Origin of the sequence: Bacillus sp. FJAT-42315, assembly GCF_002797375.1 — a bacterium.
GTDB lineage: Bacteria > Bacillota > Bacilli > Bacillales > Domibacillaceae > Bacillus_CE.
This window is the reverse complement of the sequence record NZ_KZ454941.1, coordinates 1,995,989-2,015,247: the sequence shown is the minus strand read 5'-3', so window position 1 is coordinate 2,015,247 and position 19,259 is coordinate 1,995,989. Positions and strand designations below refer to the sequence as shown.

Genomic DNA, 19,259 nt, shown 5'->3' with positions numbered 1-19,259 from the left:
GGCTCAATATGCCGGGTTTTTGCTCATTTAATGAGCTTCGTGCTGCATTTCTTCCTCTTGTTTCATCTCGCCATGCTCGCCTTCACCGTGCTGCATGTCACCTTCTTGCTCTTGCATTTGTTTCTTTTTCATATAGCGTTCATTTGCTACTTGATCGATGTCTTCCACTGTTGCTGGCTGCGCATTTTGATGCTTAGTTGTAAATGTATTTAAGCTCTCCTCATCTTTGAAAAAAGCATATCCGTAGTTCATTGGTGTTTTCATTTCTGTTTTCATGATTTTCGCGTCATCAACTGACACCCAATCTAACCCGTTAAAATCGCGAACAAAACGCTCTTTTGCTGGTTTTTCTGTATCGCGCTCATAGTTCAGCATACAGCCAATATCGTCAAAGAAAAGCGTTTCGCCTTCTTCTGTCACCATTTTAGCAGTAAATTGTCCCATATCTTCACTCTTCATGTATACTTTCATATCACAAAAAGAACAAGTCGTTTCCGCAGTAGGCTCGCCCTCTTCATGCTGATGAGCTGTTTCTTCTTTTACTTCTTCTGTTGGAGTCGTTTCTGCTTGCTGTTCAGTGACCGCTTTTTCTTCTGTTTCTGGTTTCGACTCCTCCGCTTTTTCATTGCTAGAGCAAGCTGCTAAACTTAATGCTGCCGCAGCCGTTAAGATGTACAATTTTTTCTTCATTTTGTTTCCCCCTATATTTTCTATATGTTAAGTATAAGAAGGAATTGTGAGAAAAGAATGAAGAAAGTGAGAGAATTCAATGAAATGGAAAATAAAATTAAAATAACAAACCCCCAACGGTTATTTCCGTCGAGGGTTGTATATATGCTATGATTACTGGTCAGTTTCACTAGGCAGAGTCTTTCCTAATATAAAGTGCAGCTTTCCATTTAGATTGGATTGATTGTAATTGTCTCATAAAACATTCTCCTCTCTTCCTTTCATATTTGGATTAAAACAAGTGATTCATTCTTTCTTGTTGCTTGTTTCGCATTTCGTCATAGATTTCTTCTACACGTTGTTCATGGATATACTCTTCCACGTTTCTTTCACGTCTTTTGATCGTAATAATGACAAAAATAAGATTGATCGTCATTCCTTCTCACCTCCTCTCAGAGAGCAATAAAAGCTTCTGCCTCGGAAGTATGTGAAAGCTGACCAGTTCCAGAACATGTGTCTTTCCAAAATCGAAAACGAAATTGCTAGACAATTCTTATCTTTCTAATTATATCCAAACTATCGTTAAAATTCCATTATTTTTTTAAAAAAAGATAGGGGCTGTCTAAAAAGTCTAATTTCGACTGATATACACCAAAATTAAAAACCCAAGAATGTTGATTTAGCAGCATTCTTGGGTTTTAGCTTTTTCACTTTTTGAGCTGAATCCTCCCTTTTCGGACAGCTCCTTCACTTTACTTCGATAGCTGTTCTTTTATGAATGATGGAGCTTCTTCTTTGCCGATCTGCTCTATTGTAGGGTGGTCTTGGTTTTTTACATAATAAGCGATAGCATAGGAGCCATTTTCTTCCCCTGTATGAGCAATCGGAAGTAATTTCTCAATTTGTTCTTTATCTTTTATTTTTATTTGTTTGATCGAGGATTTGATTTGGCCCTGTTCATCAATAGTCTCATAAAGGTCAGGGTTACCTGTGGCATCAAATACAGTGACGTAACTAATATCATAAGGCATCACTTTTATTTGTTCTAGTAATCCTTCATCTTCAAGCCACTTCTCGATAGAGTGATAAGTCTTTTGCCAAGATGTATAGATCATTTTTTCATCTTCAAAGTATATCTCCATATGTCCCCAACTATTTGTACTCTTTGTCAAATCTTCTTTTTTCATTTCTTCTTTTAGTAAGGCAACTAGCTGTTTCATTTGTTTCGGATTAGTTAATGTCAATTGCTTGTTGTGAGCGGTATGTGAGTACAAAGTAATATTCTCAATATTTGTGTCATCCATACTTAATAAAGGATATTGATTGTATTTGAACTCTTCTGAACTAGCAAGCTCATTGATCCATTGTTCGTATTGTTTAATAGGAATGTTGTACTCTCGTACTAAATTCTTTCCATTATCTAATTCGTAAGCAAAGACGATCGGAGTAACGTGTTTCGACTGCTGTGATTTGTTGTTGATCGCTTGCTGATGCAATTCAGTGATTTTCTTTACATTCACTGGGTCTTTATAAAAGTCGGAAGAAGGAATTTCGTTTGTGTTTCCAGAGTCGATCTGATGATATCCATAGATCCCATCAGAAAAATAAACTTCTTCTATTGTTGCAATAGCCGGTACTTTCTTTTCATATATTCCGTCTAAAGTATGAATGGACAAGCCTACTAGAAGAATGGCTCCAACAAACAAGAAGTATCCTTTCCAATACATGAATACTCTCGTTGTTTTTTCGACAATCATTCTAGCAATAAAATAACTCAAGAATGAGAAGGTAAGTAGTCCAAATACAATCCAAGGTACGGTACGTTGGACACTACCAAAGTACAGACTACCAAATAACATCGCCAAAAACGTACAGCTGTAGACGAATAATGGACGAAGTTTCGGAAAAGCTAGAGCGAGTGTCGCTGTTTCAGTTGGCCGACGCTTATAGGCTACTAATGCGAGAAATAAGAATACAACTGAAATGACACTATAAGTTAACCACTCCCACCATTGTAGCGAAATATCCATCGCAGAATAAATGCGAGAAAAGATAATGAAACGTTCGAGGTTAAAATTTAAATAGTAGTCCGCTGGAAAACCATGTAGCAAAAATTCAATATTATAAACAGCTAACATGAGGAATCCAATAGGCAAAAGAAACAGGGCATAAGTGAACAAGATTTGCATAACAGACATCCCTGTGAGCATGCCTGAAAAAACGGCTGCTGCGTAAATCACGACGTTCCAAAACAAGGTAAAGCCGACCCAAATCAATATTTCAGAAGCTGAGAAATATTGGACACCGAGCATCCATTGACTCACTGTCATGACTAAGGCAGTTGCGACAATCGGAATCATCATGGAAATGAATCCACATACTGTATACTGGTAAAACAATGTCGACCGTGAAACCGGTAAGCTATGCATAAAGTCAGCAGCGGCTTTGACGTGTAAATAACGGAAAGTAAAGACAGCAAATCCAACTGGAACGGTCAAAATCAGCATTAATTGTACATCCGCTGATAATTGAAATACGGATGGAAGGTCTTGAATAAATGACCCTTCGTTATTCGAATGGCCCATAATCATTTGCAAAGGAACAATGAAGAACAAGAGAAGAAAATAAAGTAAACTGAGCCAGCCTAATACTTTCGCCTTCTGTCTCCAAATTCCTTGATTAAAAAACAAAATTGCCGACACCATATCCTGCTTCCTCCATTTCATATGAGAATATTTCCTCAAGTGTGATCGGTAGCACATCTAACAACAATGGCTGAAAAGCAGAAACATCAGCATGAATTTTCTTCTCTTTTCCCTTGACGATGAAAATATGGATGCTACCACGTTGTTCATGATGAATGATATTAAGTTTAGCCAAAAATTGTGAAGGGAGTTCTCCACGAAAAGCGACTTGAATTTTGTGTAAATTACTTTTCAATTCATCTAGTTCTCGTTCTAATAAAACATTTCCCCCATGCAAAATGGCTACATGATCACAAATATCTTCAAGCTCTCGTAAATTATGAGAAGAGATCACAATTGTCATATTCCGCTCGGCGACATCCTCCATTAACAATTGCTTAATTTTCTTTCTCATTACAAGATCTAATCCATCTAGCGGTTCATCTAATAGTAAATAATCGGGCATACAACATAAAGCAAACCAGAAAGCGGCTTGACGTTGCTTCCCTTTTGATAATTGATGTAATCTCACATGTAAAGGAAGATCAAATATGTGGCTTAGTTGTTCAAAGCGATGCTGATTCCATTTTTGATACACTTGTTGATAAAAATAAGCCATTTGCTTAATGGTATGTTGAGCAAAAAAGTAAGGAATATCCGGTAAGAATAAAACTTCCTGCTTTAATTCTGGATGCTTGTCCATTTCTTGCCCATTTACACACACTTTGCCGCTGTCGGGCTCAATAATGCCTGCTATGGCTTTTAACAACGTCGTCTTCCCTGCTCCATTTGATCCAAGTAGCCCAAAAATGGAGCCTTTATTTACGGTTAAGTTTACTTGAGTTAAAGCTTCTGAACCTTTAAAGACTTTTGTTAAATCACGAACTTTAATCAATTCCCTTCCCTCCTTTAACACTCTGTTCCGCCTTCTCGGCTAATTCTGTGATTTCTTTTTTACTAATGCCTAAATATAAAGCTTCTGAAATTAAGGCTAATAATTCGTTTTTCAATTGCTCCACCCTCTGTTTATTTGCCATACTCGTTTGTTCTTTAACAAAGCTTCCTTTTCCAGGAAGAGAATATATGAATCCTTCCCGTTCTAATTCTCGATAAGCTTTTTGAATCGTATTCGGATTAATAGCCAGCTCACCTGCCAGTTGCCGAACAGAAGGAAGCTGCTCGTCTGGCTGGAACACATCATGCATAATCAATTCCTTTATTTTTTCTGTCAGCTGTTCATAGATTGGTTTTCGACTTTTAATATCAAGAACAATCACACTCAAATGCCTCCTTTCACTGTATCAACTGTATTAATTTAAATAATACACTTAATACAGCATGCTTTTCAATCCTTTTTTTTATTTAGGTGGAAAATTGGTCGTTGAGTTCTAGAAAGATCACTTAAGATAAAAGAAAGACTGGGCTACCCAATTTCTCGGTAGCCCAGTCTTTCTTTTGGTGAAATTATAACGAGGAAGTATCTTTTATATACTTTTTCAGCATATTTTTTGTCTCTAAATCAGTAAAAGATGCTTCGACACTATTAAAATAAATTTGTTTATAATCCTCAAAACTAATATTAAATTCCTTGAATATAATATGACATTCATTTGCCATATTTGTAGCTGATACCGTTCTGTTATCCGTATTAATTGTTACTTTGATTCCATCCTGATGAAAATGATAGATCGGATGTTCATGATAATTATTTACCGCTTTTGTTTGAACGTTACTTGTCGGACACATTTCAAGCACAACTTGTTGTTCCTTAACTATTCTGTATGCTTGATCGCAATCTTTAATAAATACTCCATGTCCTATCCTTTCAGCACCTAAAAGTTTAATGGCTTCTAGTACATTTTTACCTATGCCCGTTTCACCAGCATGAATCGTTACTCGATAGCCATATTCTTTAGCTAATTTTATCGGTTCGATGAATTTTTCACAAAATCCTTCCTCTTCAGAAGCACATAAATCTATAGCAACAACTCCCTTTTCAAGGAATGTAGCTCCTCTTTCTACGACCTCAAAAGCACTCTCTACAGACATCGTTCTCATACATGAAAGTATTAAATTTCCCTTTATATCGTATTTATCTTCTGCTTCCTTCATTCCATTTAAAACACTTTGTACTATTTCTTCTATCCCCAAACCTTTCTGGGTGTGAAGTAAAGGAGCAAACCTGACTTCCATATATTTCACGTTTTCCTTTGCCGCATCTTCAAAAAGCTCAAAGGAAATTCTTCTTAGGCTTTCCTTTGACTGCATGACTAAATTAGGAATGGAGAATTTTTCTAAATATTCATCAAGAGATTCACATTCCAATGGTGCTGTAATTTCTTTCTGAATCTCTTCAATATCATAAGATGGTATATTAATGTTTTCTCCCTTTGCGATGTCAATTATTGTTTCAGGTCTAAGACTGCCATCTAAATGGCAATGAAGTTCGATTTTAGGTAACGCTGCAAAATTCATAAATTCCTCCTAGTTTTATATTATTTGAAAAATAAAAACAAAAAAATTCCTGATTACGAAGAAAATACAAGTACATGTACCTTCTTCGTAATCAGGAATTATTGGCTCCTGGTAGAAACCTCCAAACCATATTATTGGAGTTATACGAAAAGTTTTTTATTCGATTTCGTAAAAGAATAATTGAATTTATTTATATTGTCAAGTAAGGCTACGAACTTAACGAAGAATTTTATTAAATGTACAATCCCTTTATTTTTTCTTCACGTTAAAGAATATATGTAGCCAGCGCTCGCTGGACATCGAAAATGCTGTCGTCCTTCCTAAACTGTTTAGCGATCGGGTTCTCATTACCAGCAATCCAAATCAGTAATTCCGCTTCTAAGTCAAATGTTCCTGCTGTTTGTATGCTGAAAAGAGTAATACTTCGATACGGGATCGAAAGGTACTCCACTTTCTTTCCTGTTACTCCTTGCTTATTAATGAATAGTAGACGCTTGTTACTGAATACAATTAAATCTTTTGAAAGTTCAAATGCCTTTTCAATAGATTCTCCTTCAGCGACGATGAGCTTCAGTGTTTTTTCTACGGTTTTCACATCCGCTTCTGTCGCATTGCCAATCAAACCATCAAATAATCCCATATCTACACTCCTTAATACACATCTTCTAATGCTTTGCGAAGCAGTCCCATACTTCGATCTAAATCTGTCTTTACTTGTTTTTTATACAACTTGGCTTTTTCATAGTCATCAAACTGGTAAATGACGACTTCTTTGTATTTCGCCCCTTCTTGCAGTTTCTTATGCCTTTTTAAGATCCCATCATCGATTAACTCATGTAGTGAGCGATAAATCTCTGAATGGTTTGGTTCATAGCCGTACTGCTTAAAGGTCGCTTTTAATTCATCCATCGCTTGCATGCCATATAAACGATTTTCTTCGACGAACTTAATCATAAACAATTTTAAAAAAGCGCGCTGTTTAATGAGAAACTTCCCTTCACCTCTTGGCATTTTGTTCACCTCACTTATTTTTAATTGCATGGTTATTCACTTATTATTTATTTTAGCAAATTTATTGGTATAGAACGAATGTTTTATTTTAATTTGAATTTTGCACATAGTGAATTATAAAAATAACAGGCATCCGCTTAAAGAATACCTGTTACGCTTGTAAATATGGTTTTGTGTTTTGAATGATCGTTTGAATGGCTTTCGCGTTTGTTTCGTACATTTTTTTCGTTTTCGGACATTCAGTAGCAAGAGCAAATGATTCCATATCGGCGACAAACTTTTTCAAATTAGCTAATAGTAATGGCCGTTCTTGCGGAGTAGCTGGCTGAAGAAGGTCATCGAATAAATCGACATATAGTTCTCCGTAAGAATTAACCTGGCCGATGAACACATTTTCAAGTGATACACCGGCTATTTCAAGCTGCTCATTTAACCATTCTTTCGTTTTCCCACTCTCAGCTAGCCTGTCATACAGCAATCGTCCATCCATAATAATTGTATGAGGTTCCTTTTCATTCATCGGTGTGAGTTGCAAGTCACTTCTTGTAATTGGACGTTGATCTTTCTTTAACAAAGCATTTAAGCTACCATCTTGTTCTAGGACGGCATATTCTACATCAGCCACAGAAAAAATATTCTCTTTTCGTAGTAAAGATAGTAACTCGTCAATCGTATATTTTTCCTTTTTTAAATTCTCTTCTAATACTTTGCCATCTTTAATAAAAATCGTCGCTTTTCCTTCAACGATTCCTCGGAATGCTTTACTTTTTAACGCTAAATATCCAGCTAATAAAGGAATTAATCCCCAGATAATAATAGCGATTAATCCGTCGACCATCGATCTTTCTCTCACCGTTGATACTTCGGCTGCAATACTACCGATTGTAATACCCGTGATATATTCAAAGAAGGATAACTGAGAAATTTGCCTTTTTCCAATGATTTTTGTAATGGCAAATAAGACAATAAGAAATAAAAAGGATCGAATGGTAACATCTAACCATGGGGGCAAGGAAATCACTCCTTTTGTTAAAATCCTTGATATTGAGGTTCGTGATTTTCAAGCTCATAAATGCGTTGATTCATTTGCTCAATCACTTCATGAAGCGACATCATGCTTTCATGGAAAATTTCTTTCGATGTTGGATCATTTGACATTAATGCTAATTTGCTAAACACAGCCTCAGCGTGCTTCAGACCAGCTGTGCAAGTCTTCACATCGGATGCGACGGTCATTTCGAAACTCCTTTACTGTATATATTCGATTGAAACAGCATGAGCGATACAAGGGATCGAATCATTTTGTTGGAAAGAAAGCGGAGAAAGCAGCGCTCCAGTTGCTACTAATAGTATCCGTTTGAATTCGCCTTTTTTCATTCGCTTCAACAAATGACCATACCCAACAACGGCTGAGCATCCAGCTCCACTTGCTCCTGAAAATACGGGTTGCGAATCTTTATAAATCATTAGGCCGCAATCTTGAAATTGTTGATCAGTAATCAGAATCCCACGATCGTTCAACATCTCTAGAGCGATACTACGTCCGATCGCCCCTAAATCTCCGGTGACAATTAAATCATAGTAAGACGGATCGAGCTTTAATGACGTCAGATGAGCGATGATCGTATCAACGGCCGCTGGTGCCATCGCTCCCCCCATATTAAAGGGATCCGTTAACCCCATATCGACAACTTTCCCGATAGTGGCTGATATAACAGTAGGACCCTCTCCTTGTCGAGCGATAACGGCTGCTCCTGCTCCCGTTACCGTCCATTGCGCCGTTGGAGGCTTTTGCCCGCCATATTCCGTCGGATAACGAAACTGCTTTTCGACCGCTGCGTTATGACTGGATGCTGCTGTTAAAATGTAATTCGCCCCTTTGTTGTTGACAATAAAGGAACTTAAAGCCAGCCCCTCCATAGAGGTAGAGCAAGCACCGAATAATCCCATATAAGGAATACCTAATTGTCGAGCTCCAAAGCTTGTTGGGGTAATTTGATTAATTAAATCTCCCCCAAGAAAAAATTCAATGTCCTCTTTTTGTAAATGGCTTTTTTCGATTGCCCGAAAGCAAGCTTCTTCCAATAATTTACGATGTGCTTTCTCATACGTTTCCTGTCCAATCCATAAATCTCCATGAAGAATATCGAAGTCATCGGCTATTTTTCCATTACTTTCAAAAGGTCCTCCAACGACACCAGTGGATAAAATGACAGGTTTATTTGCAAAAAGCCATGTTCGCTGCTTTTCCACGCTTTCACCTCCTATTTAATTTGAATTTTGCACATAGTGTTTTTAACTATTTTTATATTGTGGCTCTTCTTGCTCTACTTCTTGAATACGTGGCTCAATCGAATCAATCACTACTTGTGTTTGAGTGGCTGCGGTTTGGTACAGCTGCTTCGCTTGCTGATTGTCTGTAGCTAGACTAAAGCTTTCTAAGCTTGCTTGGGCGCTTTTTAATCCTGCTAATGTCGTTTTCAGATCATTAATCACTGTCATTTGTGTTTCCTCCCTTTAGTTGAATTCTTTACTAGCATGAGCTTATTTCCAAAAAATATTTTTGGGAATTGTTACTAATGAGATGAATTTTACAAATTATTTTTTTATTCCGTATGTTAAAATAATGAATAAAAACTACGTACATAGGGGGAAGATTCATCGTGGAATTTCATCTGGCGAAAAGAATGAAAGCATTTGCTCCATCTATTTTCAGTGAATTAAAAACTTATAAATTGCAAAAACAAGCAGAAGGACAAAAGATCATCGATTTAAGCTTAGGCAGTCCCGACTTGCCGCCAGCTTCTTTTGTTAGAGAAAAGCTTGCCACATTGGCATCCGAGCCAGATCAATATGGCTATACATTATCAGGTACACAACCATTTTACGAGGCCGTTGCGAACTATTATCGCCGGGTATATAGTGTAGAACTTGACGCTTCAACAGAAATTGTTCATGCGATGGGCTCTCAAGAAGGTCTCGTTCATTTACCTCTTGTCTTTGCTGACCCTGGCGACATCATTCTTGTCACAGACCCTGGTTATCCTGCTTATGAGGCAGGATTAGCTGTCGCAGGAGCCGAGCCATACTACATGCCGCTTGTAAAAGATAATCACTTTTTACCTGACTTAAAGGCGATTCCTACTGATATTGCCAATCAAGCACGGATGATGATTTTAAATTATCCAGGTAACCCGGTTCCAGGATTAGCGACCGAGCAATTTTTCAGTGAAGTGATTGAATTTGCCAAAAAGCATCAGATTGTTGTCCTGCATGATGCCGCTTATTCGGAATTTTATTTCGATGATCAACAGCCGCTCAGCTTTCTAGCTGTTCCAGGTGCCAAAGACGTTGGCATGGAAATTAATTCTTTATCGAAAAGCTTTAGCTTAGCCGGTGCTAGAATTGCGTACATTGCCGGTAATAAAGAGATGGTTCAAAAAATAGCTCAATTGAAATCGAATTTAGACTATGGTGTGTTTGCTCCCATTCAAGTAGCTGGAATAGCGGCTCTTGATCGTGCAGAGGAAATTGGTCAACTCGTTCGAACCACTTATGAACGTCGTCGCGATGTGTTTATTGCAGCATTAGAGAACATTGGCTGGACCGTCGACAAGCCATCTGGTGGCATGTTTATCTGGGCGAAGATACCGGATGGCTGGACTTCAAAAGAATTTTGCTTTACCTGCATTGACAAAGCAGGTGTCGTCATGGTCCCTGGACCGGCATTTGGAAAAAATGGCGAAGGATATGTTAGAATTGCCCTCGTTCATTCGGAAGAAATCTTACAAGAAGCCGCTGAAAAGTTACGATCTGTGATTGAGATTTCAAAACTTCCATAAAAAACAACTCCCCTCATGATCTTCATCTATCATGAGGGGAGTTGTTGCTTTTTGTTTAATAACGAATTTACCTTTTATGGACATAATCGTGCGAAACAAGCTGTTTTCTTTCCAATGTCTTTTCTATATAATATAAGACATGTATGTTCGGATTATCGAATAATGATTATGCGTAGTGAATAATGAGGGATGATATGAGAGAAACAACTAAATTAAAATCTTTAAAGCTGTCTACTTTTCAGCTGATTGTTGTACTTTATTTTACAGGGGCGCTATTGTCCACCGGTTTATTACTTCTTCCTGTAGCTCATAAACCAGGTGTAGATCTACCTTTTATTGATGCTTTATTTATCGCGGTCAGTGCTCTTAGTGTCACCGGCTTAACAACGGTTGGCACTGTAGATACATTTAGCACAGTCGGCTATTTTTTTATTCTTTTTATTTTGCAAGTTGGCGGTGTCGGCATTATGACACTCAGTTCGATTATTTGGCTACTAGTGGGCAAGAAAATTGGGATGCGTGAGCGCCAATTGATTATGGCGGATCAAAACCGGACCGATTTATCTGGACTCGTTAAGCTAATGAGAGAAATCTTTGTGCTCATTCTTTGTATTGAAGCAGTCGGTGCGATTATTTTAGGAACGTATTTTCTGCAATTTTATCCAACCGTCTCTGAAGCTTTTCTGCATGGACTATTTGCGGCCATTAGCGCGACAACCAATGGAGGGTTCGATATTACAGGACAGTCCCTCATTGTATATGCGGATGATTACTTTGTTCAGTTCATTAATATGATATTAATCGTTCTCGGTGCGATCGGCTTCCCCGTACTGGTGGAAGTGAAGGATTATTTAACGTATCGTGGCTCCCATAAATTTTGCTTCTCACTTTTCACAAAGCTGACAACGACAGTGTATGCCACATTAGCGATTATTGGAGCAATCGGTATTTACATATTAGATCGCCATCATTTCTTTATCGACAAATCATGGCATGAATCATTGTTTTACGCTAGTTTCCAGTCGATTGCAGCAAGAAGTGCAGGATTAACATCAATGGATTTAAATGAATTTTCAACCGCTACTTTGCTGTTGATTTCGACGTTAATGTTTATCGGCGCCTCCCCTAGCAGTGTCGGCGGTGGATTGAGAACGACTACCTTTGCGATCGCCATGCTAAGTGTGTACTTTTTCGCTCGTGGTAAAAACACGTTAAAGATTTTCAATCGAGAAGTTCATCCCATTGATATTCAACGCTCGTTTGTCGTTATCACGACTGGATTTTTCATTTGGGGTGGATCGATCATTGTTCTTTCGTTTTTAGAGCCTAACTTGCCGATTGTGAAAGTCGTCTTTGAAGTATCCTCCGCCTTTGGAACGACGGGATCTTCATTAGGCATCACTCCAGACTTGAATACACCAGCCAAACTATTATTAATTTCTTTAATGTTTATCGGTCGAATCGGGTTATTCTCATTATTGTTCGTCATTCGTGGCCGCGAAATTAAAGAATCGTATCACTATCCGAAAGAGCGGATTTTAATTGGTTAACATAAAAAGCAAGTGCCATTCCTCATGAGGAGCGGCACTTGCTTTTTATCATAATAATGGAAACAACCAAGGTAAAATGATCGACGTAACAATCCCAGCAAACCCCATCGCAGCTCCTGAAACAGCTCCTTGAAGCCGCCCTTCCGTCACCGCCTGTGCTGTCCCAATGCCATGGGCGACCGTTCCGATGGATAATCCTCTTGAAAACGGATCGGTTATTTTCATTACATTTAAAATGAACGGCCCCAAAATAGCACCAAACATGCCAGCGACCATGACAAAAGCAGCAGCAAGAGCCGAATCACCACCGATCACTTTGACAACTTCGATAGCGACTGGTGTTGTAACTGCCTTCGTTGCTGCGGTAGCGGCAATTGTTTTGGATAAACCGAATGCTTTCACTAGCCAAACTGCTGAAGCAATCGTTGAAATCGTTCCAATAGTTAAACCGATAAAAGCTGGAACGAGCCGGGACATGAATACCGCTCGATTATGATACAGCGGAACCGCCAGTGCAACAGTTGCCGGCCCAAGCAAATACGTCATAATGTCTTTTGCTGGTGTATATTCTTCATAAGAAATTCCACTAAGTAACAAAACGACAATAATGACCGTTGTACTAACAAATACGGGAGTTGTCAATGGTGAGGGGAAACGGAAGGACAATTTTCTAGATAGTAAATAAACAGCAACCGTCAAGAACACACTAAATAATGTGATGCTGCTCATGACCACTCTCCTTCCTTTTACTTGTTGCAGACAAAGCTTGTGTCACTCCCCCTGTGATCACTAGCCCAATCGCTGAACTACCAAAAATCACAACAGCGAGCATCCACCCACTAGCTTTAATCAAGCCACCATACATCATCAAACCGACCGCAATTGGAACGAAAAAGAAAGACAGATGCTTATTTAAAAAAGAAGCCCCTCTTTCAACCCAATCCATTCGGATCACGCCTGTGACAAGAAGAAAAAAGAGCATGATCATACCAAACACATTCCCTGGTATCGGTACATTCAAAAAATCCGTTATATAATCACTCACTTCATTAATGAGCCATAATAAAGCTATTTGAAAAATAAACACTACTCCGTCTCTCATCGCTGTTCCTCTTTTCTTCCACCCACACTACTTTTGATTCAATATAGAACTATTCAAACGAGGTGGTTCGTGTAACTCATTCGGCTTGGCCGCCGTGAACACTTGAAGATCATTCCAAGGTGACTGAACAATCATTCGGCGTTGCTGATTGTAAAGAGAATCCTTTAGTTCACTGATTTCATAAATCGGTGCTAAACAACAATCGATTTTCTCACTAAATGCGACCCAATCAGTAAATGACCTTGACTGAAATAATTGACATACCTCTTCATACATTTGGTTTCCCTGTTCGGCCTTTTCAAAATGATAAGGAAGCCATTCTTGCTTTTGAACGGCTTCGCAAAAATTCGACCAAAACTTCGGCTCAAGTGCCGCTAAGCTCACAAACCGCTGATCTTTCGTTTCATAAATATGATAGGAAATGATGCTACCATCTAATTCAGGTACACCGTTACCTCTAGGATATTGCATATGAGTCGTTAATAAGCTCATCACCGCATCGGTAATCGCCAAGTCAATATAGCTTCCCTTTTCCTCTCTTTCTCTTTTTAATAAGGCGGCAATGATCGCTTCAGAAGCCGCTAAGCCGCCAATTAAATCAGCGAAAGTGAGCGTTGGATGAACGGGGCGTCCATTTTCATCCTTCAGTTGTGATAGCATGCCACTCAACGCCATGTAATTTAAATCATGACTGCCAAGTGAACTCAGCTCCCCCGTTTGACCGTAACCAGTAAGAGAACAATAAACAAGACGAGGGTGTAAACGTTTCAACTCGTCATAACCGAATCCAAGGCTGGTCATGACTCCCGGACGAAAGCTTTCTACTAGCACATCCGCTGAACGAATGAGATTCATCACCTTTTGTTGGTCGCTTGGATTTTTTAAATCGAACGCTAGGCTCCCCTTATTACGATTGTTCCCTTGAAATACTTTCCCTTCCGATAGCTCACGAGCTGGTTCTCCTTGAGGTCGCTCGATTTTGATCACTTCTGCACCTAAATCACTTAACCGCAAAGTGGCGTATGGTCCAGGAAGGTATTGAGTGAAATCCAATACTTTTATTCCGCTAAGCATGATCGTTCTCCTCCTATTCTATTAAAAAGAAGCTGTCCTTTAGATAAGAGACTTCACTCAAAGCAAGCGAAGGATCACCAACTAACGGACAGCCCCATTTTTAAGATCGTTTTATAATAAACAGAGGCCCTTTAATTAACGAATCGACCTGTCTTTCCTTTCTCTTTCCAATAGTCGTTACGAAGGTGGATTTTTTGTATTTTACCTGACGCTGTTTTCGGTAACTCCTCAACAAACGTCACACCTGTAATCGCTTTAAAGTGAGCTAAGTGGCTTCTTGAAAATTGAATTAAGTCCTTCTCATTCACATCAGAAGCTTCACGTTTAACGATAAAGGCATGCGGTGTTTCGCCCCATTTTTCATGCGGAACAGCAATGACCGCTGCTTCTAACACATCCGGATGTTCATACAATACACCTTCCACCTCGATGGAAGAAATATTTTCACCGCCGCTAATAATTACGTCTTTTTTGCGGTCGACAATATCAATATGACCATGTTCATCAACTGTGCCCATATCACCTGTATGCAACCAACCACTTCTTAAAGCTTGCATTGTTGCATCTTCGTTTTTCCAATATCCCTTCATCACACCATGGCTACGTACAATGATTTCACCGATAGAAATTCCGTTTTTCGGAACCTCTTCTCCATTTTCATCAACAACCTTCACTTGACTGCCAATCATCGCATATCCAGCTTTTGCTTTCATGCGATATTGATCCTTTAACGGTAAGTCGACAAATGGTGAGCGAATGGATGAATATAAGCTTAATGGAGAAGATTCTGTCATGCCGTATACTTGGATAAACTCCCAACCTAGTTCTTTCTCTACGCGAGCCACAAAGGATGGTGGCGGAGCTGATCCTGCAATAACGACGCGAACATCCTTTCCAATTGGCGGGACGTTTTCTTCATAATATTGTAATAGGCTATTTAATACGGTTGGTGCCATATGCATCACCGTTACGTTATGGCTGACCACCGCATCAAAAATAGCTTTTGGACTAATTTTTCTGAGGCAAATATGAGTGGCTCCATTTGCTGTGTAGTAGAAAGGAGACCCCCAACCATTGACGTGAAACATCGGTAAAATATGCAAGTAGACATCTCGATCTGATACACGAAGCGCATGCATCGAAGACATGGCATGTAAATAATTGTTTCGATGAGTCAGCATTACCCCTTTTGGATTGCCTGTTGTTCCGCTTGTATATAAAAGACTGGCAACATCGTCTTCTTCGAGTTCGACACGATCGAAAGCAAGTTCAGAGAAACGACTAAGCCAATGATCGTAATCGATTTCATTTGTTTCACTATTTTTATATTGGACAATAATTTGTTCAACCGTTGTTAATTGATCTTTAATTTCCTCTATGAGTGGATATAAATCTTGATCTACAAATAAAATTTTTGATTCGCTATGATTTAAAATAAATAAATAGTCATTTGGTTTTAAACGAATATTAAGCGGTACCATGATCGCTCCCACTTGATAAATCCCATAAAACCCTTCAAGCATCTCCAAGGAATTCGGTGCGAGATAGGCCACTTTATCCCCTTTTTGTACGCCTAAGTCTACTAATCCCCTTGATAATTGATTGACACGAGCATTTAATTGGCTATATGTAAATTGACGATCTTCAGAAATTACAGCTGTTTTTTCCCCATAATATGTGACAGCACGATCTAAAAATTGCGTTAATAGTAATGGCACGTTCATTTCCCAGTCCCCCTATGACCTTGTTGAATTTTTTAAATTTTCTAATAAGTAAATAGTATCATGAGACTGAGAGGTCGTTCAATAGATTTCTGTAAATTTTGAAAAAAATTCCTACTAAAAAAGACTGGCCGATCTCTCAGTCAGTCTTCGTTTCTTATATTAATTGTTCTTGTTTTTCGTCAGCAAACTCTACTTCAAATCCCATTTCTTCGATCATTTGATGGTCAGCTGTTGTTTCCTGACCAGCTGTTGTTAAATAATCGCCGACAAAAATGGAGTTCGCTGCGTATAAGCCAAGCGGTTGTAAGGAGCCTAAGTTTACTTCACGTCCTCCAGAAATGCGGATTTCTTTTGTTGGATTAATAAAGCGGAATAAACAAAGCACTTTTAAACAATAGCGTGGATTGAGTTCATCGGTTCCTTCAAGAGGCGTGCCGTCAATCGCATGCAAGAAATTTACAGGGATTGAATCCGCATCCAATACTTTTAAACTACGCGCCATCGTCACGACATCTTCTTTCGTCTCTCTCATTCCAACAATTACACCTGAGCATGGGGAAATACCTTGATCTTTCACCTTTTCAATCGTAGCTACGCGATCATCGTATGTATGAGTCGTCGTAATTTGCTCATGATGATCAGCTGACGTATTAATGTTATGGTTGTAACGATCAACACCAGCTTCTTTTAGCTTTTCCGCTTGACCTGGCTTTAATAATCCAAGGCAAGCACAAATTTTCAATTGATACTTATCTTTAATTTCTTTTACTGCTTCAGTTACATTTTCTAGTTCTTTCTCACTTGGTCCTCGGCCACTAGCAACAATACAATACGTGCCAGCACGTAAATCATGGGCTTGCTTTGCCCCTTGAACAATGGAGTCCCTATCCATCATGCGATATTTTTCGATCGGTGCCGATGAACGAGTAGACTGAGAACAATAGCCACAGTTTTCGGGACAGATGCCAGACTTCGTATTGATGATCATATTTAACTTCACTTTGTTGCCGTAGTAATGATGACGAATTTTATACGTTGCATTTAGTAAGGCAAGCAACTCATCATCTGGACAATTTAAAATCGAAAGTGCTTCCGCATCTCCAATTTCATGCCCCTCAAGAACTACATCTGCTAATTCATCCCACTTTTTCATTGTATAACTCCCCCTTCTCTTTTTTCCATACTTTATCAATACTTCTATACTTAAGATAAAAGAAGAAAGGGTTTTTAGTCAACTTATTTTTAATTAAAGTTTACTCAATTGCGTTTTTTGCATGAAAAAGAGGCCTCTCTCTATGGAAATGACCTCTTTAACTCTATGTCTATACGATTAAAATGGCAGTTGTTCTTGCTTCACTAATAAATAATAGTTAACATGCTCTTCTTTTGTTCTAATCAGTTTAACCGCTACATATCCTGCATCAAATAATTGGTTAAATAGCTTGCGATACGTCTTCTTCCACTGCAGAGCGACTTGTGAATTAGTTTGTCTAATTTCTTGGAAGTTTTTAGGTACAGGTACTAACCATTTTTCTCCCTCTAATTGAACATTTAACTCATCAATGAAGAGGATGCCGTCTTCATTCGCTCCCCAAGAAGCAGCCATTTTTGCTCCTTCCTCACTCCATTCGTTCGGCTGATCTAAATAATCTTCCTTAATATGCCATTCGATCATAAATCGATCTGTCGGCATCCCTTCACTAAAACTGTCTGGCATATCGCCGTAGCAATCTTCAATATATGTTCGACAAACTCCATTTAATTTAGATAAATTTAAATAGCCGTTGACGCTTTCTAATGGATCGTACGTCCAAGTAATTAACGAATAACCTAATTTGATTGCCTCTTGCCGTTGAGCCTTTTTCAGCGCATCTCCTATTCCTTGCTTTTGATAGTCTGGATGAATTCCTAAGTTATGTGAGCATAAATAACTATGGCCCTCGCGAAAACCAGCAAAGCTGTAACTAAACCCGATTAATTGATCGCCGTCAAATGCTCCTAGTGCTAGCCCACCATTTTTGTGCGCAATCATCGTCTGATTTTCTGGAATCGGCTCAATTCCCCAAATCAACCTTTCAAGGTCAGCCATCTTCTTAAAATCTTCATATGTTTCAAATAAACGAATTGTGTATGTATGAGACATGTTCTTCTCTCCTCGCTGTTAAACTCTAGGCTATTATATAAAAAATAATGTGAAATTTCAATCAGTGGGATCACCCTATACAGCTAGTATTTTTTGAATTTTGAATGTTTGAACTCACCGACGTTTTAGGATATACTTTTTTTAGCTTTAAAAGCAGTTTGCTTGTCGTTATGGCAAATAGGAGGAACTACGTTGAAAAAATCATCTATTTTCATTTCTTTAATGGTCGCCGTGGTGTTTGTTTTATCAGGCTGCCAAAGCGCTGAACAAGAAGGGCACTTTTTTCATGATTATTTAGTCAACCCTTTTGTACAGCTCATTCATACGCTAGGTCAATTTTTAGGTAACTATGGATTCGCTATTATTGTGATTACTTTAGCTGTACGTTTAATTTTGTTACCACTCATGATGAATTCAATGAAAAAGCAACAAATTATGAGAGACAAGATGGAAGTCGTTAAACCCGAAATGGAAAATATCCAAAAACGATTGAAAGAAGCAAAAACTCCAGAGGAACAGCGAAAAGTTCAGCAAGAAATGATGCAACTGTATCAACAGCATAACATTAATCCATTTGCGATGGGTTGCTTACCGATCTTCATACAAATGCCGATCTGGATGGGGCTATACTATGCGATCCGCATTTCAGAAGATATTCAAACCGCTAATTTCTTATGGTTTAAATTAGGCCAACCGGATATCGCTATGGCATTAATTGCTGGAGTGATGTATTTCTTTCAATTCCGAGTGTCTATGATCAATGTACCTGAACAACAGAAACAGCAAATGAAGATAGTTGGTATGCTATCACCGATCATGATCTTAGTCTTCTCTTTCTCTACCCCTGCCGCCCTACCACTTTATTGGGCAGTGAGTGGACTATTCCTCATCGGACAAACATGGTTAGGTAAAAAGTGGTATTCTACACATCCAGTAAAAGAAAGTAATGAATAAAAATAGGGAGCTATCTTGGCTCCCTATTTTT

Annotated in this window: 21 protein-coding genes and 1 riboswitch; of the genes, 3 read left to right on the top strand and 18 right to left on the bottom strand. The window is 38.6% G+C overall.

Annotated elements, in window-relative coordinates:
• Positions 1 to 27: 27 nt before the first annotated feature.
• The 12 genes from CEF22_RS09915 to CEF22_RS09860 all read right to left on the bottom strand — a co-directional run bounded on the left by CEF22_RS09915 (position 28) and on the right by CEF22_RS09860 (position 9,341).
• The gene (locus CEF22_RS09915; protein WP_100402736.1) at positions 28 to 690 is read right to left on the bottom strand and encodes a nitrous oxide reductase accessory protein NosL; all 663 of its coding nucleotides are present in this window, start codon (positions 688 to 690) and stop codon (positions 28 to 30) included.
• A gap of 271 nt (positions 691 to 961) precedes the next feature.
• Positions 962 to 1,105 (bottom strand): YrzI family small protein, encoded by a 144-nt coding sequence (locus tag CEF22_RS09910; protein ID WP_100402735.1) that lies wholly within the window; start codon positions 1,103 to 1,105, stop codon positions 962 to 964.
• Between the two features lie 316 nt (positions 1,106 to 1,421).
• The gene (locus CEF22_RS09905) at positions 1,422 to 3,374 is read right to left on the bottom strand and encodes a DUF6449 domain-containing protein (protein ID WP_100402734.1); all 1,953 of its coding nucleotides are present in this window, start codon (positions 3,372 to 3,374) and stop codon (positions 1,422 to 1,424) included.
• Complete coding sequence (locus CEF22_RS09900; protein WP_100402733.1) at positions 3,349 to 4,248, bottom strand: ABC transporter ATP-binding protein; 900 nt, start codon at positions 4,246 to 4,248, stop codon at positions 3,349 to 3,351. Before CEF22_RS09900 ends, CEF22_RS09905 begins: the two co-directional genes overlap by 26 nt.
• Positions 4,241 to 4,630 (bottom strand): GntR family transcriptional regulator, encoded by a 390-nt coding sequence (locus CEF22_RS09895; protein ID WP_094836892.1) that lies wholly within the window; start codon positions 4,628 to 4,630, stop codon positions 4,241 to 4,243. Before CEF22_RS09895 ends, CEF22_RS09900 begins: the two co-directional genes overlap by 8 nt.
• A 187-nt stretch (positions 4,631 to 4,817) precedes the next feature.
• Positions 4,818 to 5,828, bottom strand: coding sequence for an adenosine deaminase (gene add, locus CEF22_RS09890; protein WP_100402732.1), 1,011 nt, complete (start codon positions 5,826 to 5,828; stop codon positions 4,818 to 4,820).
• Between the two features lie 68 nt (positions 5,829 to 5,896).
• A riboswitch (purine riboswitch) is annotated at positions 5,897 to 5,996 on the bottom strand.
• A gap of 97 nt (positions 5,997 to 6,093) precedes the next feature.
• Complete coding sequence (locus CEF22_RS09885) at positions 6,094 to 6,468, bottom strand: PH domain-containing protein (RefSeq protein ID WP_095479147.1); 375 nt, start codon at positions 6,466 to 6,468, stop codon at positions 6,094 to 6,096.
• An 11-nt stretch (positions 6,469 to 6,479) separates the two neighbouring features.
• Entirely contained in the window at positions 6,480 to 6,839 is a 360-nt protein-coding gene (locus CEF22_RS09880) for a helix-turn-helix transcriptional regulator (RefSeq protein WP_094836889.1), read from the bottom strand.
• 151 nt (positions 6,840 to 6,990) lie between these two features.
• Entirely contained in the window at positions 6,991 to 7,851 is an 861-nt protein-coding gene (locus CEF22_RS09875) for a DUF421 domain-containing protein (protein WP_100402731.1), read from the bottom strand.
• Between the two features lie 17 nt (positions 7,852 to 7,868).
• Positions 7,869 to 8,075: a DUF1657 domain-containing protein gene (locus CEF22_RS09870; RefSeq protein ID WP_095479149.1), complete on the bottom strand. Its 207-nt coding sequence runs from the start codon at positions 8,073 to 8,075 to the stop codon at positions 7,869 to 7,871.
• A gap of 12 nt (positions 8,076 to 8,087) precedes the next feature.
• Positions 8,088 to 9,092: a stage V sporulation protein AD gene (gene spoVAD, locus CEF22_RS09865; RefSeq protein ID WP_232726095.1), complete on the bottom strand. Its 1,005-nt coding sequence runs from the start codon at positions 9,090 to 9,092 to the stop codon at positions 8,088 to 8,090.
• Between the two features lie 42 nt (positions 9,093 to 9,134).
• Positions 9,135 to 9,341, bottom strand: coding sequence for a DUF1657 domain-containing protein (locus CEF22_RS09860; RefSeq protein WP_100402729.1), 207 nt, complete (start codon positions 9,339 to 9,341; stop codon positions 9,135 to 9,137).
• Positions 9,342 to 9,502: 161 nt separating this feature from the next.
• On the opposite strand from CEF22_RS09860, the gene CEF22_RS09855 reads away from it, so the two are divergent.
• Positions 9,503 to 10,681, top strand: coding sequence for an LL-diaminopimelate aminotransferase (locus CEF22_RS09855; protein WP_157843210.1), 1,179 nt, complete (start codon positions 9,503 to 9,505; stop codon positions 10,679 to 10,681).
• A 194-nt stretch (positions 10,682 to 10,875) separates the two neighbouring features.
• Positions 10,876 to 12,231: a TrkH family potassium uptake protein gene (locus tag CEF22_RS09850; RefSeq protein ID WP_095481051.1), complete on the top strand. Its 1,356-nt coding sequence runs from the start codon at positions 10,876 to 10,878 to the stop codon at positions 12,229 to 12,231.
• Between the two features lie 48 nt (positions 12,232 to 12,279).
• Here the strand turns inward: CEF22_RS09850 and CEF22_RS09845 are convergent, their stop codons facing one another.
• The 6 genes from CEF22_RS09845 to CEF22_RS09820 form a co-directional block, all read right to left on the bottom strand.
• Complete coding sequence (locus CEF22_RS09845; RefSeq protein WP_100402727.1) at positions 12,280 to 12,960, bottom strand: LrgB family protein; 681 nt, start codon at positions 12,958 to 12,960, stop codon at positions 12,280 to 12,282.
• Positions 12,938 to 13,333 (bottom strand): CidA/LrgA family protein, encoded by a 396-nt coding sequence (locus CEF22_RS09840; RefSeq protein WP_100402726.1) that lies wholly within the window; start codon positions 13,331 to 13,333, stop codon positions 12,938 to 12,940. The genes CEF22_RS09845 and CEF22_RS09840 overlap by 23 nt, the downstream gene beginning before the upstream one ends.
• 27 nt (positions 13,334 to 13,360) lie before the next feature.
• Positions 13,361 to 14,407, bottom strand: a complete 1,047-nt coding sequence (locus CEF22_RS09835) for a CaiB/BaiF CoA transferase family protein (protein WP_100402725.1) — start codon at positions 14,405 to 14,407, stop codon at positions 13,361 to 13,363.
• A 131-nt stretch (positions 14,408 to 14,538) separates the two neighbouring features.
• Positions 14,539 to 16,131, bottom strand: a complete 1,593-nt coding sequence (locus CEF22_RS09830; protein WP_100402724.1) for a long-chain-fatty-acid--CoA ligase — start codon at positions 16,129 to 16,131, stop codon at positions 14,539 to 14,541.
• 154 nt (positions 16,132 to 16,285) lie between these two features.
• Positions 16,286 to 17,284 (bottom strand): biotin synthase BioB, encoded by a 999-nt coding sequence (gene bioB / locus CEF22_RS09825; RefSeq protein WP_100402723.1) that lies wholly within the window; start codon positions 17,282 to 17,284, stop codon positions 16,286 to 16,288.
• Positions 17,285 to 17,461: 177 nt separating this feature from the next.
• On the bottom strand, positions 17,462 to 18,274 hold the full coding sequence (locus CEF22_RS09820) for a GNAT family N-acetyltransferase (RefSeq protein ID WP_100402722.1): 813 nt from the start codon (positions 18,272 to 18,274) through the stop codon (positions 17,462 to 17,464).
• A 192-nt stretch (positions 18,275 to 18,466) separates the two neighbouring features.
• On the opposite strand from CEF22_RS09820, the gene yidC reads away from it, so the two are divergent.
• On the top strand, positions 18,467 to 19,228 hold the full coding sequence (yidC, locus tag CEF22_RS09815) for a membrane protein insertase YidC (protein ID WP_442857362.1): 762 nt from the start codon (positions 18,467 to 18,469) through the stop codon (positions 19,226 to 19,228).
• The last annotated feature ends 31 nt before the right edge of the window (positions 19,229 to 19,259 follow it).

What these genes read in the sequence shown, in the direction of transcription:
- CEF22_RS09880 (WP_094836889.1), bottom strand. Translation starts at nt 6,839, where the DNA reads ATGCCAAGAGGTGAAGGGAAGTTTCTCATTAAACAGCGCGCTTTTTTA.
- CEF22_RS09820 (WP_100402722.1), bottom strand. Translation starts at nt 18,274, where the DNA reads ATGTCTCATACATACACAATTCGTTTATTTGAAACATATGAAGATTTT.
- add (WP_100402732.1), bottom strand. Translation starts at nt 5,828, where the DNA reads ATGAATTTTGCAGCGTTACCTAAAATCGAACTTCATTGCCATTTAGAT.
- CEF22_RS09860 (WP_100402729.1), bottom strand. Translation starts at nt 9,341, where the DNA reads ATGACAGTGATTAATGATCTGAAAACGACATTAGCAGGATTAAAAAGC.
- CEF22_RS09885 (WP_095479147.1), bottom strand. Translation starts at nt 6,468, where the DNA reads ATGGGATTATTTGATGGTTTGATTGGCAATGCGACAGAAGCGGATGTG.
- CEF22_RS09910 (WP_100402735.1), bottom strand. Translation starts at nt 1,105, where the DNA reads ATGACGATCAATCTTATTTTTGTCATTATTACGATCAAAAGACGTGAA.
- CEF22_RS09845 (WP_100402727.1), bottom strand. Translation starts at nt 12,960, where the DNA reads ATGAGCAGCATCACATTATTTAGTGTGTTCTTGACGGTTGCTGTTTAT.
- CEF22_RS09905 (WP_100402734.1), bottom strand. Translation starts at nt 3,374, where the DNA reads ATGGTGTCGGCAATTTTGTTTTTTAATCAAGGAATTTGGAGACAGAAG.
- CEF22_RS09835 (WP_100402725.1), bottom strand. Translation starts at nt 14,407, where the DNA reads ATGCTTAGCGGAATAAAAGTATTGGATTTCACTCAATACCTTCCTGGA.
- CEF22_RS09850 (WP_095481051.1), top strand. Translation starts at nt 10,876, where the DNA reads ATGAGAGAAACAACTAAATTAAAATCTTTAAAGCTGTCTACTTTTCAG.
- CEF22_RS09840 (WP_100402726.1), bottom strand. Translation starts at nt 13,333, where the DNA reads ATGAGAGACGGAGTAGTGTTTATTTTTCAAATAGCTTTATTATGGCTC.
- bioB (WP_100402723.1), bottom strand. Translation starts at nt 17,284, where the DNA reads ATGAAAAAGTGGGATGAATTAGCAGATGTAGTTCTTGAGGGGCATGAA.
- CEF22_RS09870 (WP_095479149.1), bottom strand. Translation starts at nt 8,075, where the DNA reads ATGACCGTCGCATCCGATGTGAAGACTTGCACAGCTGGTCTGAAGCAC.
- CEF22_RS09830 (WP_100402724.1), bottom strand. Translation starts at nt 16,131, where the DNA reads ATGAACGTGCCATTACTATTAACGCAATTTTTAGATCGTGCTGTCACA.
- CEF22_RS09915 (WP_100402736.1), bottom strand. Translation starts at nt 690, where the DNA reads ATGAAGAAAAAATTGTACATCTTAACGGCTGCGGCAGCATTAAGTTTA.